This window comes from Tumebacillus avium (assembly GCF_002162355.1).
Taxonomy (GTDB): domain Bacteria; phylum Bacillota; class Bacilli; order Tumebacillales; family Tumebacillaceae; genus Tumebacillus_A; species Tumebacillus_A avium.
Genome location: NZ_CP021434.1, coordinates 4,906,781 through 4,918,864, shown reverse-complemented (window position 1 = coordinate 4,918,864; position 12,084 = coordinate 4,906,781). Strand labels below are relative to the sequence as shown.

The 12,084-nt window shown below is 57.3% G+C and carries 16 protein-coding genes, 1 riboswitch and 1 other annotated feature (1 of these 18 running past the window's edge); of the genes, 14 read left to right on the top strand and 2 right to left on the bottom strand.

Features of this window, described 5'->3' with window-relative positions; genetic code table 11:
• The first annotated feature begins 17 nt into the window (after positions 1–17).
• A complete protein-coding gene (locus tag CBW65_RS22920; RefSeq protein ID WP_087458872.1) occupies positions 18–1,235 on the top strand; it encodes a threonine synthase in 1,218 nt (405 codons plus the stop codon).
• A 45-nt stretch (positions 1,236–1,280) separates the two neighbouring features.
• On the opposite strand, the gene CBW65_RS24465 is transcribed toward CBW65_RS22920, so the two are convergent.
• Complete coding sequence (locus CBW65_RS24465; RefSeq protein WP_157722142.1) at positions 1,281–1,442, bottom strand: hypothetical protein; 162 nt, start codon at positions 1,440–1,442, stop codon at positions 1,281–1,283.
• A 128-nt stretch (positions 1,443–1,570) separates the two neighbouring features.
• Between CBW65_RS24465 and CBW65_RS22915 the strand changes: the two genes are divergently transcribed.
• A complete protein-coding gene (locus tag CBW65_RS22915) occupies positions 1,571–2,386 on the top strand; it encodes a serine hydrolase (protein ID WP_087458871.1) in 816 nt (271 codons plus the stop codon).
• A gap of 14 nt (positions 2,387–2,400) precedes the next feature.
• Here the strand turns inward: CBW65_RS22915 and CBW65_RS22910 are convergent, their stop codons facing one another.
• A complete protein-coding gene (locus CBW65_RS22910; protein WP_087458870.1) occupies positions 2,401–2,949 on the bottom strand; it encodes a DUF3231 family protein in 549 nt (182 codons plus the stop codon).
• Between the two features lie 119 nt (positions 2,950–3,068).
• A riboswitch (cyclic di-AMP (ydaO/yuaA leader) is annotated at positions 3,069–3,203 on the top strand.
• 7 nt (positions 3,204–3,210) lie between these two features.
• Between CBW65_RS22910 and CBW65_RS22905 the strand changes: the two genes are divergently transcribed.
• From CBW65_RS22905 to CBW65_RS22850, 12 genes are all read left to right on the top strand, one after another.
• A complete protein-coding gene (locus CBW65_RS22905; protein WP_198299701.1) occupies positions 3,211–3,888 on the top strand; it encodes a C40 family peptidase in 678 nt (225 codons plus the stop codon).
• Between the two features lie 65 nt (positions 3,889–3,953).
• Positions 3,954–4,706: an alpha/beta fold hydrolase gene (locus tag CBW65_RS22900; protein WP_087458868.1), complete on the top strand. Its 753-nt coding sequence runs from the start codon at positions 3,954–3,956 to the stop codon at positions 4,704–4,706.
• 232 nt (positions 4,707–4,938) lie between these two features.
• Positions 4,939–5,454, top strand: a complete 516-nt coding sequence (locus tag CBW65_RS22895; RefSeq protein WP_087458867.1) for a YqeG family HAD IIIA-type phosphatase — start codon at positions 4,939–4,941, stop codon at positions 5,452–5,454.
• A gap of 7 nt (positions 5,455–5,461) precedes the next feature.
• Positions 5,462–6,583, top strand: a complete 1,122-nt coding sequence (gene yqeH / locus CBW65_RS22890; protein WP_087458866.1) for a ribosome biogenesis GTPase YqeH — start codon at positions 5,462–5,464, stop codon at positions 6,581–6,583.
• Between the two features lie 115 nt (positions 6,584–6,698).
• Positions 6,699–6,920 (top strand): hypothetical protein, encoded by a 222-nt coding sequence (locus CBW65_RS22885; protein ID WP_087458865.1) that lies wholly within the window; start codon positions 6,699–6,701, stop codon positions 6,918–6,920.
• A gap of 65 nt (positions 6,921–6,985) precedes the next feature.
• Complete coding sequence (locus CBW65_RS22880; protein ID WP_087458864.1) at positions 6,986–7,825, top strand: shikimate dehydrogenase; 840 nt, start codon at positions 6,986–6,988, stop codon at positions 7,823–7,825.
• Between the two features lie 55 nt (positions 7,826–7,880).
• Positions 7,881–8,174 carry a ribosome assembly RNA-binding protein YhbY gene (gene yhbY, locus CBW65_RS22875; protein ID WP_087458863.1) on the top strand — a complete coding sequence of 98 codons (294 nt, stop codon included), beginning with the start codon at positions 7,881–7,883 and terminating at the stop codon, positions 8,172–8,174.
• A gap of 38 nt (positions 8,175–8,212) precedes the next feature.
• Positions 8,213–8,824, top strand: a complete 612-nt coding sequence (gene nadD, locus CBW65_RS22870; protein WP_157722141.1) for a nicotinate-nucleotide adenylyltransferase — start codon at positions 8,213–8,215, stop codon at positions 8,822–8,824.
• Complete coding sequence (yqeK, locus tag CBW65_RS22865; RefSeq protein ID WP_087458861.1) at positions 8,805–9,380, top strand: bis(5'-nucleosyl)-tetraphosphatase (symmetrical) YqeK; 576 nt, start codon at positions 8,805–8,807, stop codon at positions 9,378–9,380. The genes nadD and yqeK overlap by 20 nt, the downstream gene beginning before the upstream one ends.
• Positions 9,381–9,440: 60 nt before the next feature.
• The gene (gene rsfS / locus CBW65_RS22860; protein WP_087458860.1) at positions 9,441–9,788 is read left to right on the top strand and encodes a ribosome silencing factor; all 348 of its coding nucleotides are present in this window, start codon (positions 9,441–9,443) and stop codon (positions 9,786–9,788) included.
• Positions 9,789–9,803: 15 nt separating this feature from the next.
• Positions 9,804–10,565 (top strand): class I SAM-dependent DNA methyltransferase, encoded by a 762-nt coding sequence (locus CBW65_RS22855; protein WP_087458859.1) that lies wholly within the window; start codon positions 9,804–9,806, stop codon positions 10,563–10,565.
• 124 nt (positions 10,566–10,689) lie between these two features.
• Positions 10,690–11,976 carry a LysM peptidoglycan-binding domain-containing protein gene (locus CBW65_RS22850; RefSeq protein ID WP_087458858.1) on the top strand — a complete coding sequence of 429 codons (1,287 nt, stop codon included), beginning with the start codon at positions 10,690–10,692 and terminating at the stop codon, positions 11,974–11,976.
• A gap of 88 nt (positions 11,977–12,064) precedes the next feature.
• Positions 12,065–12,084, top strand: a binding site (T-box leader); it runs 228 nt beyond the window's last position.

Sequence of the window (12,084 nt, the reverse complement as noted above, 5' to 3'; positions counted from 1 at the left end):
GTAAGGGGGAGTTTTGAATGACGACGAACAGTTACATGACCCATCTGGAATGCTCCAAATGCGGCACTGTCCATGATGCAGACACGCTCCAGCAGCTCTGCCGGGAATGCGCCGCACCGCTGCTCGTCCGCTATGACCTGCAAGCGGCAGCCGCCCACTTGAAAAAAGAAGACCTGCTCACCCGCCCGGCCAGCCTCTGGCGCTACAAAGAACTTTTGCCGGTGCGCGAAGAGCAAAACATCGTCTCCTTTGGCGAAGGCATGACGCCGATCTATACCGCACCCCGCTCGGGAGCTCAAGCGGGTGTGCCGAACTTGTATATCAAAGACGAAGGCATCCTGCCGACCGGCACCTTCAAGGCGCGCGGCGCTGCGGTTGGCGTTTCGAAGGCATTGGAAGTCGGCGTGAAGACGCTTGGCATGCCGACGAACGGCAACGCAGGCGGCGCGTGGGCGCTGTACGCGGCCCGGGCCGGCATCCAGTCTTACATCGTGATGCCGGAAAACGCGCCGACGATCACCCGCAACGAAACGGCGATCTCCGGCGCGGATCTTTTCCTCGTCAATGGCGTGATCTCCGATGCGGGCAAAATCGTCGGCAAGGCGGTCGCGGAAAACGGCTGGTATGACGCGTCGACCTTGAAAGAGCCGTACCGCATCGAAGGCAAAAAGACGATGGGCTACGAGATCGCCGAGCAGTTTAACTGGGACGTGCCGGACGTGATCCTCTACCCGACCGGCGGCGGCGTTGGCCTGATCGCCATTTACAAAGCGCTCCTCGAACTGCAGGAGATGGGCTGGATCGGCGACAAGATGCCGCGCCTCGTCTCCGTGCAGGCCAGCGGCTGCGCACCGATCGTCAAAGCCTGGCAGGAAGGCAAAAAAGAATCGGAGTTCTGGCCGGACTCCGAGACGATCGCCTTTGGCGTCAACGTGCCGAAAGCGCTGGGCGACTTTCTCGTCCTCGAAGCGGTCTACAGCACCAACGGCTGTGCGATCGCCATCGACGACGCAGACACCTTGCGCGCCCAGCAGACGCTGGCCAACCTCGACGGCGCGTTCATCTGCCCGGAAGGCGCATCCTTGTATGCGGCGGTCGAACAGCTGAAAAGGCAGGGCTGGCTGAAAGCGGAGGAAAAAGTGCTCATGCTGAACACCGGCGCCGGCCTGAAATATCCCAACACCGTGCAGATCAACCCGCCCCTGCTCCAGCCGGGCGACGACTTGCTCCAATAAAAAAAGCCTGCTGCTCAAGATGAGCAGCAGGCTTTTTTTCAAAAATTAAATCCGGATGTCGACCGATTGCCCGCGCATCGGGTCAAGCGAAGCCAACTGGTTGACGATCTGCAGCTGAGCCGGCGCGGTTGCTTGGGATTGCCCCATTGACATCGCCTGTTTCAACGCCCAGAGGTTGACCGCCTGTTGCACACTGGAAACGTCCATTAACAAACACCTCCGTTTCTATCAGTATAAACGATAGGAGCAGGGATAGGTTGGATGATTGCAGAAAAAGAGTAGGAGAGCGAAGAACGTAAGCAAGAACGCAAGCAAGAACGAGAGGAGCAACTGACATGTTGGCAGAACTCATACCCGCTTTGCAAAATTTGATCGAAGCAGCGCGCGGCACCTACGGGGTGTCGATCTATCATCTGGAATCGCAAAGCGAGTTTTCCTACCAGGCGGACGAATGGTTTTACGCCGCAAGCATCATCAAAGTCCCGATCATGGCGGCCGTGTTCGATCAGGCGTTTAAAGGCAAGTTGAGCTTTGAAGAAAAGATCGCCTTGCGCGCCGAAGACATGGTCACCGGCTCCGGGCTCCTGCAAAATCTCAGCCCCGGCCTCGAACTGTCGATCTACGACTACACGATGCTGATGATCATCGACAGCGACAACACGGCGACCAACATCCTGATCGACCGCATCGGCACCCAGGCGATTCAAGACGCCATGGCCGAATGGGGCCTGACCGGGAGCGGTTTTTACAACAAGATCTCAGTCATTCCGGCTAAGATTGAAAACTTCAACACGATCACCCCGCGCGACATGACCCGCCTGCTGAAGTTGATCGCCGACGGCAAAGTTGTCTCCTGGCGCGCCTGCGCGGAGATGGTCAAGATCATGAAACAGCAGAAATACAACGAAGGCCTGCCCAGCCTGCTCCCGCAACAAGACGGCCCGGTCGGGGAGCTCAAGCTCTGGGAATGCGCACACAAGACCGGCTGGGTGAACGGCACCGACCACGACATGGGGCTGCTCTATTTTCCGCATCACACATTTGCCGTCTCCGTCTTTGGCAAAAACATCACCGACCGCAAAGACGCACACCATCTGATGGGCCAGATCGGACGACTGCTGTACGACCACTGCGAAAAAAGCCGGGCATAATGCCGCGGCTTTTTTTATCGCCGCTCCGGCATGCCGGGCGGATAGTAGTAGGGAGGGACTTTCAGCCAGCCCCGCTTTTGCATCATCATGCGGAGTTTTGAGCCGTATTCCATCTTTTCCACTTGACACGTCGTCCACATGATGCCGACATCGATGCGCACGGAGGTGGTGATGCCGGCCGCGCAGGTCATGATCGAAGCGGCCGTCTTGGCGGCGAGACCGTTGGCGATCTCGTCGTCGGTCAGTTTGACGCCAAGCGGCACCGCATTGGGGTTGGATTTCGGCTTCTCCTCAGACGTGGGCGGGAGCGGGACGCCTTCCTTTAACATAAACGCTGTCAGCCGATTGTGCTGATCGTGGCAGTTCGATTTGCAATCTTGCATGTTTTGGATCAGGTCCTGATCGGTTGTCATGTGCATGGCAGAATCCAGATAGCTGACCACTTCATCGACCATCGCCAAATAGGTCCAGAGGTACATCACTTCGCCGACGTGCAAAGGAGCGGGCGGATCTTCACCGACCGTATGTTTCAACATGCCTGCTAACGTCTCTAAAATATTCATCGGTTCACCTCGCTTACCTGTCCCTTTTATTCTGTGTAAGGACACTCTGGCACATGCAAATCGACTTAAATCTAGTGATTGCATTGAAATCTGACAATTTGTATGATAGACTTTTCCATGTCGATAATTGGCCGAATCTGAAACATTTTCAGTACGGGGGAGATTCTGGATTTTTGGGGTGAACCGCCTGCGGGCGGAGGGTTGCTCTCGACCCGAACCCGTCAACTAACCTCGGAGGCCTTACGGGAGGTCTACATGTTTATGAAGCGTTTTGTGCAAACTCTGTTGCTGGCAACCCTCGTCACCTTGTCACCGCTTGCGGTAACGGACGCGCTGGCAGCGCCTGCTCCGTATGGACCGCAGATGCTGCAGGTCGGTTCTTCCGGCGCTGACGTCACGAAACTCCAGCAGGATCTGCGCTTGCTCGGGTTCTTCAGCTACCCGGAGAACACCGGCTACTACGGCGAAATCACCGCGACGGCGGTCAAGAAGTTCCAAGCGGCCAATGGCCTGGAGCAAAACGGCAAAGTCGGCGCGACGACAGGTCCTTTGATCGAAGCGCAAGCAGCCAAGCTTCGTCCGGCCACTCCGAAAGTGGTGGACACGGCGATGAAATACGTCGGCGTTCCGTACCAATGGGCAGGCAACACCCCGAGCGGATTTGACTGCTCCGGCTATGTCACCTACGTGATGGCGCAATACGGCGTGCAAGTCCCGCGCATCGCCGCCGACATGTACGCAGGCGGCACCTCCACAGCAGCGCCGCAGCCGGGCGACCTCGTCTTCTTCTCCACCTACGGTCCGGGCGCAACTCATGTTGGCATTTTCATCGGCAATGGCCAATTCGTCTCCGCTACCTCTTCGCACGGCGTCAAAGTAGATACGCTCAACGGCGGCTACTGGGGCGCACGTTATCTCGGTGCTCGTTCCTACATCTAATCTTATATCGTATATCTCGAACGGCCGTCCTGTGGACGGTCGTTTTACCAATTGGAGGGACTAACATGACGGCAGACACTCGCACCATCGCAGGCATCCCGGTGTTACACTTCACGCCGGAGGGAACTGAAACCAAGCTTCCGACCGTCTTGCTGTATCACGGCTGGGGCGGAACGGTGGAACACTACCGCTTTTTCGGGACGATGCTGTCCCAGTTTGGATTTCAGGTGATCGTGCCGGAGATTCCGCTGCACGGGGAGCGCGGCGCGCTGGCGAACTATTATTCGCCGGAAGGATTCGCCCGCTTCTGGGAAGTGATCTGCAAAGGCGTTCACGAAGGGAAAGAGCTGATCGGGGAACTGACTGCGAGCGGTATGGTCGATCCGAAGCGGCTTGGCATCGTCGGCCATTCGCTGGGCGGCGGGATCGCCAGCGGTTTGTTTGCCCATAGCGAGGCGGCGGCGCTGGTCACGATCAACGGCGCGTCCGCCTATGAATTTGCCGAAGTGATGTGGCGCAAGGTTGACGGACGCTCGGCAGCGACCGATGCGGAGCTGCAGCCGCTGCGGGAATTGGACCCGGTGCGGTTTGCTGAACAGATCGCCCCGCGTCCGGTGTTGTTCCTGCACGGCGACGCCGACACGCAGGTGCCGCTGCCGGTCGGAGAAACGCTGCACGCCGCGCTGAAGCCTTATTACGCTGAGCAGCCGGAGCTGTTGCACTTCGAAACTTCGGCGCGTCTCGACCATTTCATCACACTTGGCATGCTGGAAGAAACCGTCAATTGGCTAAAGAAACACATTGCCAATCCAAGATAATTCGGCAAAAAATTACCATTCATGTCGAAAAGGATTTCATTGTTCTTTTGTCTAATACAAACAATACAACAGTAAAGAAACAAACGAAAAAGCCTCTGTCCTTCCCTCGAGCCGGGAGCAGAGGCTTTTTCGCGTGCGGCGATTTATTGGCAGAATCTTCTCTTGTGTGATATTCTCTACAGGTGGATGGAATGCTACTACAACGGGATTCCCTTTTGAGGTGAAAACAAGAATGTTAAAACAACTGATTCCCGATCTCTATGTAGAGTCGGTTTTTCACATTGACCTTGATGAATTGCAAAAGCGCGGGGTCAAAGGCATCATCACCGACCTGGACAACACGCTGGTGCGCTGGGATGAGCCGGACGCGACGCCGAAGCTGATCGAATGGCTCGATCATGTGCGCGACACCCGCGGCATCAAAGTCTGCGTCGTCTCCAACAACAATAACCACCGCGTCGAGCAGTTCTCCGCACCGCTGAACATCCCGTTCATCGGCCGCGCCCGCAAGCCGAAGCGCTCTCCGTTCGTGCGCGCCTTGGAGGTGCTCGGCACCAAGCGCGAAGAGACGGTCGTCATCGGCGACCAGCTGTTTACCGACGTGCTTGGCGGCAACCGCATGAACATGTATACGATCCTCGTCATGCCGGTGGCCGACAAAGAATGGATCGGCACCAAAGTGCTGCGGGCGATGGAACGCGTCGCGTTTGCGATCCTGCGCCGCCGCGGAATGATTCCTTGGGAGTGAACAACGAATGTCCGAATTTGATCTGACTTGCACCGGCTGCGGCATTAACATCCAGACCGAGGAAAAAGACCAGCCGGGTTACGCGCCGCTCAACTCGGTGGTCGAACGGGAATATCCGGTCTGCCAGCGCTGTTACCGCATCAAACACTACAGCGATGTGGCGCCGGTCACCCTCGACAACGAAGGGTTTCAAAAAATTCTCCGCGACATCGGCAAGCGTCCGGCGCTGGTCGTCAAAGTGGTCGACCTGTTCGACTTCGCCGGTTCGTGGGTCAAAGAGATCAACAAATACGTAGGCAAGAACCCGATCATCCTCGTCGCTAACAAAGCAGACCTGCTGCCGAAAGTGACCAATTTCGAACGGGTCGAGTTCTGGCTGAAAAAAGAGGTCGAGAAACAAGGCGTCCGCGTCGACGACATCATCCTGATCTCGGCGAAAAAGCGGATCAACATCGATTTTGTCAAAGAAGCGATCGACGCCCGCATCGGCAACAAAGACGTCTATGTCGTCGGCACCGCCAACGTTGGCAAATCGACCTTGATCAACGGCCTGCTCAACCTCTACGGCCATGAGGAAGGCGCGGAGATCACCACCTCGCGCTATCCGGGCACCACGCTCTCCACGATCCGCATGGATCTGCCGGAGCACAGCGGCGACCTGATCGACACGCCGGGGATCATGACCAAACACCGGCTGACCGACCTGGTCTGCGCGAAATCCCTGCGTGACATCACGCCGGACGGTTACATAAACCCGAAGACGTACCAGCTGAACGACCAGCAGACCTTGTTCCTCGGCGGTCTTGCGCGCTTTGACTACGTGGAAGGGCCGAAGCAGGGCTTCTCCGTCTATGCGGCCAACCAGCTCAACGTGCACCGCACGAAGCTGGAGCGGGCGGACGAGCTGTACGCCAACCACCTCGGCACACTGCTCTTACCGCCGTGCGAGGACTGCCCGGATACGCTGCGCAGCCTGGTGCCGCACCGCATCACGCTGAAGTCCGGCCATCCGCAGGACATCGTGATCTCCGGCCTCGGCTGGATCACCGTGCGCGGCATGCATTACACCAGCGTTGTCGTACACGCTCCGAAAGGCGTCGAAGTGCACACGCGCCGCGCCTTGATCTAGCTTTGATTTAGCCTTGATCGAATCGCATATCTAGCACGCGGCGTTCTTTGTCATATTTCAACAAAAGTCCCCATACACCTTAGATACACACCTTAAAAGGGCGGAGGGGATCTGTTTGGAAACGATGACAAAAGAGCGCCGTCGATTTATTAAACGCTTTGTCGTGAATGGGTCTGGCAGTGAGGAACTGCGCATTGAAGAACTGATGAACAATCTGCGCCAAGAGGTGCAGGTGGTGCGCGAAGAGCAGCCGGAGCTGTCCGACTATCAGCTGTACGATCTGACCTTCTCGTTCCACGAGAACGGGATGATGGTGCAGATGGAATTCCGATTATAATCCCAAGACCCGCGGTTGCGGGTCTTTTTTCTTTGCTTTACACTGAAGAAAAAGGGGAGATGGACATGCTTGCCAGTACGACTACGTGCGTGGGATTGTTTGGGTATCCGGTCGCGCATTCCAAGTCCCCGCAGATGCACAATGCAGCGTTTGCCCATCTCGGTCTGAACTTCGCCTATCTGGCGTTTGCTGTCGAGCCGGAGCGGCTGCAGGCAGCGGTGGAAGGCATCCGCGCCTTGGGGCTGCGCGGCGTCAACGTGACGATTCCGCATAAAGTCGCCGTGCTGCCGTTTCTGGATGAGATCTCCCCGGAGGCGGAACTGATCGGGGCGGTCAACACGATCGTCAATGACGGCGGCGTGCTGACCGGCTATAACACCGACGGGATCGGCTACCTGTCCGCGCTGCAGGAAGAGACCGACATCGACATTCGCGGCAAACGGGTGCTGCTGCTGGGCGCGGGCGGCGCGGCCAGAGCGGTGGCGGCGCAGATGGCTTTGAACGGAGCGGAGCGCCTCGTCATCGCCGCCCGCCAGCAGGAAAAAGCGGAAGAGTTGGCCGCACGCCTGCGCGCCCATGCAGCGGCGGACGGCATCACGCTGGAAGCGGCGGTGGCCGGGCTTGACGCGTACGACCTGATCATCAACACCACCCCGGTCGGCATGCACCCGCATCCGGACGCCGTGCCGCTGCCCACCGACCGCCTGCAGGCCGGGCAACTGGTCAGCGACCTGATCTACAACCCGCGTCTCACCCGCTTATTGCAGGAAGCAAAAGCGCGTGGCTGCGTTGTGTCGGGCGGGCTTGGGATGTTCGTGCACCAAGGCGCGCACGCCTTTCGTCTGTGGACAGGTGTCGAGGCGCCGGTGGATGTTATGCGGCAAACGGTGGAATCCTGCTTGTAGAAGTGCTATACTCAATCTTTGATACAAAGCGACAGAACAAAAGGAGTATGAACATATGCTGACTGGAAAACAAAAGCGCCATCTGCGCTCCCTCGCTCACCACGTAACTCCGGTGACCCAAGTGGGCAAAGGCGGCGTTTCTGACAACATGATTACCCAGGTGAACATGGCTCTGGAATCGAAAGAGCTGATCAAGATCTCGATCCTGCAGAACTGCGAAGAGGACAAGGACGTTGTGGCGCGCGACCTGGCGGAGCGCTCCGGCGCCGAGCTGGTGCAACTGATCGGCAAGACGGTTGTGCTCTACAAGGAATCGCAAGAAAACAAACAGATCGAACTGCCGCGCTAACCCATGCAGCAGCACGAAGAGCAGAGGAGGTGCTGACGGTGCGTCTTGGCATCTTTGGCGGCACCTTCGACCCGGTGCACATCGGCCATCTCGTCGCCGCGCAAGTGGCGCTGGAGCAGGCCGGTTTGGACAAGGTGCTGTTTGTTCCGGCCGGAGTCAACCCGCTGAAAGTCGGCAAAACGATCTCAGCGGGCGCTCATCGGCTGCGGATGGTGGAACTGGCGGTGGAAAGCTCGCCGCAGTTTGCGGTCAGCGACTGGGAACTGCATCGTCCCGGTCCTTCGTTTACCGTCGACACGCTGGAGCATTTTCATAGCGTTCACCCGGAGGCGGAGCTGTTTTTCATCATCGGAGCGGACAACCTGCACATCCTGCCCAAGTGGCGCGCGGTCGATCGCATCATGGAACTGGCGACCGTCCTCGCCGTCACCCGGCCGGGCTTTGACCTGAAGACCAGCGCCTGCACGGCGCTCGCGCTTTATCCGGAAGTGGCCAAACGCGTCCAGTATGTGGAGATCCCGGGACTGAACATCTCCTCCACATGGATCCGTGAGCGTCTCGTAAAGAATCTTTCGGTTGAGCATCTCGTTCCCCAAAAGGTCATAGGGTATAGTGAGGAGAACAAGTTGTATGAACGAATCCCAGATTAAAGCAATCATTGCTCAAACATTAAGTCCGCGCCGCTTCCAGCACGTCTGCGGCGTTGTCGATGCAGCGGACCTCCTCGCCAAACGCTTTGGCGTAGACGTGGAAAAAGCGCGCCTGGCCGCGTGGATTCACGACTATGCGCGGGAATGGCCGGTCGACAAGTGGTACGAGACGGCAAAGGAACGGGGGGTGGATCCTGCTTTCTTTGAAGTGGCGGAGATGTTGCACGGACCGATCGCAGCTTCGATGCTTGAGGATGTCTTTGGTCTGCAGGACGAAGAGATCGCAGGCGCGGTGCGCTATCACACCTCCGGGCGCGCAGGGATGACACCGCTTGAAAAAGTGGTGTGTTTGGCAGACTACATAGAAGCCGGCCGCGATTATCCGGCTGTTCACGACCTGCGCAAACAAGCGGAAGCGGACCTCGACCTGGCCCTGGCTTCCGCGTTTGACAACACGATTCGGTTTTTGCTCGACAAAAACAAGCCCATTTTTCCGTTAACCATCGTGGCGCGCAATGATTTGTGGCGTGCGCTGAAGGACAGGCGGACACTTTAAAGCCATACCTCGAATATACTGTACTACCTGTAGTCCCAATCTTATTTAGGAGGCATGCAAATGAGCGATCGAGTATTGGAATTGGCGCGTTATGCGGCTGACGCTGTCGCAGATAAGAAAGCGAATGAGGTGGTGGTTCTTGATATACAAGGGCTGTCGGTGATCGCTGATTATTTTGTAATCTGCAGCGGGAATTCCAACACTCAAGTGCAAGCAATCGCAAATGGCGTGCGCGAAAAACTTGCCAAACGAGGAATGATCATCAAATCGATGGAAGGTTATGATGAGGCGCGGTGGGTTTTGCTTGACTTTGGTGATGTCGTGGTTCATGTGTTCCGCCAAGAGGAACGCGAATTCTACAACCTGGAGCGCGTCTGGGGGGACGCGAAACAGCTGAGCATTGTGTAACAAGGGGACATTCAGGTGAGCGAACACGATCAAGGCAGCTACGGGGAATTTGCATATTTTTACGATCAATTGATGCAGGATGCCCCGTATGAATCCTGGATGGCTTTTTTGCAAGAGGCGATGGCGCGGTATGACTTCATGCCGCGCCATATCGCCGATTTGGGCTGCGGCACGGGCACGATCGCGATCGCTCTTTATGAGCAGGGATACAAGGTGACCGGCGTCGACCTGTCTGAGGACATGCTGGCGCAAGCGGAAGCGAAGCTATCCTCCCACTCTTCACGGCTTCGTTTTCTCTGTCAGGACCTGCGGGAGCTGTACCTCCCGGAAACTTGCGACCTGGCCGTGTCCTTTTGCGACTCCTTGAACTACATCACGGACGCGGACGACCTCGGCCAGATCTTCAAACGCGTCAAAACACAGCTGCGCCCAAACGGGATGTTCCTGTTTGATCTGCACAGCATTTTTAAGTTACGCGAGAAGCTTGGGCAAAATGTGTTTTACGAAGTCGGCGAGGAAGTGACGTATCTGTGGCAGAGCCGGTTCGACGAAGCGACGGCGACTGTCGAGTATGACATCACGTTTTTTGCTTTGGAGGATGAAGCAGAGCAGTTGTATCGGAGGTTTCACGAATACCACGTACAACGCGCCTATGACATCTCAACGGTGGAGCGGCTGCTGAAAGACGCAGGTTTTCAAACAGTAGAAGTATATGCGGACTTTCGGTGGGACGTGCCAACAGATTCCACAGAACGTTACTTTTTTGTCGCAAAATAGGGAATGCGCCCTGATGTTATCGGGGCGTTTTTCTGCGTTTTCGAACCTGCTCTGAGCCTTCACGCTTTGTTCTCTGGGCGAATACCTTATGGGTACTCCCAAGGAGAGAGGGTGAACGCCTGGCATGTTTGTCCACCTGGTCAAAAAAGGGGATACCTTATCCGGCATCGGTCACGACTACGAGGTGAGCGTTGAAGAGCTTCAATATGTGAACGGGATGGTCGACGACGCCTTGGTGCCGGGCTGCTCGCTCCTCGTGCCAACCAGCGTTCCGACTACGCTGCTTACCTATCAGGTGCAGGCGGGGGATACGGTGAAAAAGATCGCCAACCGCTTTCATATGCCGGAGCGGATGCTGCTCGCCGCCAATCTCGTCACCGGCGAGACGCTGCAGCCGGGCACTCATCTGACTTTGCCTCTGCCAGTATTGGAGAAAAAAACGATCGAGGTCAACATGCGCTGGGAGGTGCAAGAAGAAGACCTCGATCTGCTGACGATGGAAGAGGCGCAAGACAGCGTCTCCACCGTCTCCGTCGCTTACGGATTGGCGGAGAGCGACGGGTCGCTGCGCATGCCGCCCCTGCTCTCGCGCCGTCTGCTGGCCGAGACGAGACGGGCCAAGGCAGAGACCCTGCTCTTGATCACGCTGGCCGACGGGGACGTGGCAGAGCGGCTGTTGAGCCATCTGCCGAGCCGCCGCGCCTTCTTTTCGGAACTGCGCTCGGCCTTGCAGGAGCATGGGTTCCGGGGTTTGCATCTGGAGATGCCGCCGATGAGCCCCAAGCTGCGCCCGCTGTTCAACGGCTTCGTCCGCGAGCTTGGGCTGCGCGTGCGGCGCTCCGGCTGCATGCTGTATCTCGGCGTGCCGGCACATGCGGCAGACGACCCGGAGCATCCGCGCAGCGGGGTGTATGACGTGCAGTACTTGAGCCAGCATGTCGACCGCCTGGTCTGGAATGCCGATGAGGAATTCGGCCGGCTGGAAGGCCCGCCGATGGCGCTGGCTCCGCTGCATCTGATCAGACGCACGCTGCACCACGCGCTGACGCTGGTGCCGCGGCGCAAACTGCTGCTGGGGCTGCCCTTTTTCGGGTATGACTGGGCGACGCCGTTCCAGCCGGAGCAGTTGCCGACGCTGATTTTGCACGGGCACTGCGATGAAGAGGTGCTGATGCCCAAGCAGATCCATTGGGATGACCGGGCGATGGCGCCGATGTTCACGTACAGGAATGAAGACGGCGAAACGCGGGAAGTATGGTATGAAGACGCACGCAGCGTGGCGGCGAAGCTGAATCTCGTCTCCGAGCTGGGTCTGGCGGGCATCTCCTGCCTCGTGCACGGCAGCACGCTGGAATCGAACTGGGGGCTGCTCCGCGACGCTTTCCATATTTCGAAGACAAATGTCTCCTGAGAAAATACAAAATCAACTTTTGTACTTTGTTGACAAAACGAATTGGGAATGCGTATACTACAAGCAACAAGTGAAACATTATGTCGAAACAATGGCGTTGATGGGGAA

What these genes read in the sequence shown, in the direction of transcription:
- CBW65_RS22920 (WP_087458872.1), top strand. Translation starts at nt 18, where the DNA reads ATGACGACGAACAGTTACATGACCCATCTGGAATGCTCCAAATGCGGC.
- CBW65_RS24465 (WP_157722142.1), bottom strand. Translation starts at nt 1,442, where the DNA reads ATGGACGTTTCCAGTGTGCAACAGGCGGTCAACCTCTGGGCGTTGAAA.
- CBW65_RS22915 (WP_087458871.1), top strand. Translation starts at nt 1,571, where the DNA reads ATGTTGGCAGAACTCATACCCGCTTTGCAAAATTTGATCGAAGCAGCG.
- CBW65_RS22910 (WP_087458870.1), bottom strand. Translation starts at nt 2,949, where the DNA reads ATGAATATTTTAGAGACGTTAGCAGGCATGTTGAAACATACGGTCGGT.
- CBW65_RS22905 (WP_198299701.1), top strand. Translation starts at nt 3,211, where the DNA reads ATGAAGCGTTTTGTGCAAACTCTGTTGCTGGCAACCCTCGTCACCTTG.
- CBW65_RS22900 (WP_087458868.1), top strand. Translation starts at nt 3,954, where the DNA reads ATGACGGCAGACACTCGCACCATCGCAGGCATCCCGGTGTTACACTTC.
- CBW65_RS22895 (WP_087458867.1), top strand. Translation starts at nt 4,939, where the DNA reads ATGTTAAAACAACTGATTCCCGATCTCTATGTAGAGTCGGTTTTTCAC.
- yqeH (WP_087458866.1), top strand. Translation starts at nt 5,462, where the DNA reads ATGTCCGAATTTGATCTGACTTGCACCGGCTGCGGCATTAACATCCAG.
- CBW65_RS22880 (WP_087458864.1), top strand. Translation starts at nt 6,986, where the DNA reads ATGCTTGCCAGTACGACTACGTGCGTGGGATTGTTTGGGTATCCGGTC.
- yhbY (WP_087458863.1), top strand. Translation starts at nt 7,881, where the DNA reads ATGCTGACTGGAAAACAAAAGCGCCATCTGCGCTCCCTCGCTCACCAC.
- yqeK (WP_087458861.1), top strand. Translation starts at nt 8,805, where the DNA reads ATGAACGAATCCCAGATTAAAGCAATCATTGCTCAAACATTAAGTCCG.
- rsfS (WP_087458860.1), top strand. Translation starts at nt 9,441, where the DNA reads ATGAGCGATCGAGTATTGGAATTGGCGCGTTATGCGGCTGACGCTGTC.
- CBW65_RS22850 (WP_087458858.1), top strand. Translation starts at nt 10,690, where the DNA reads ATGTTTGTCCACCTGGTCAAAAAAGGGGATACCTTATCCGGCATCGGT.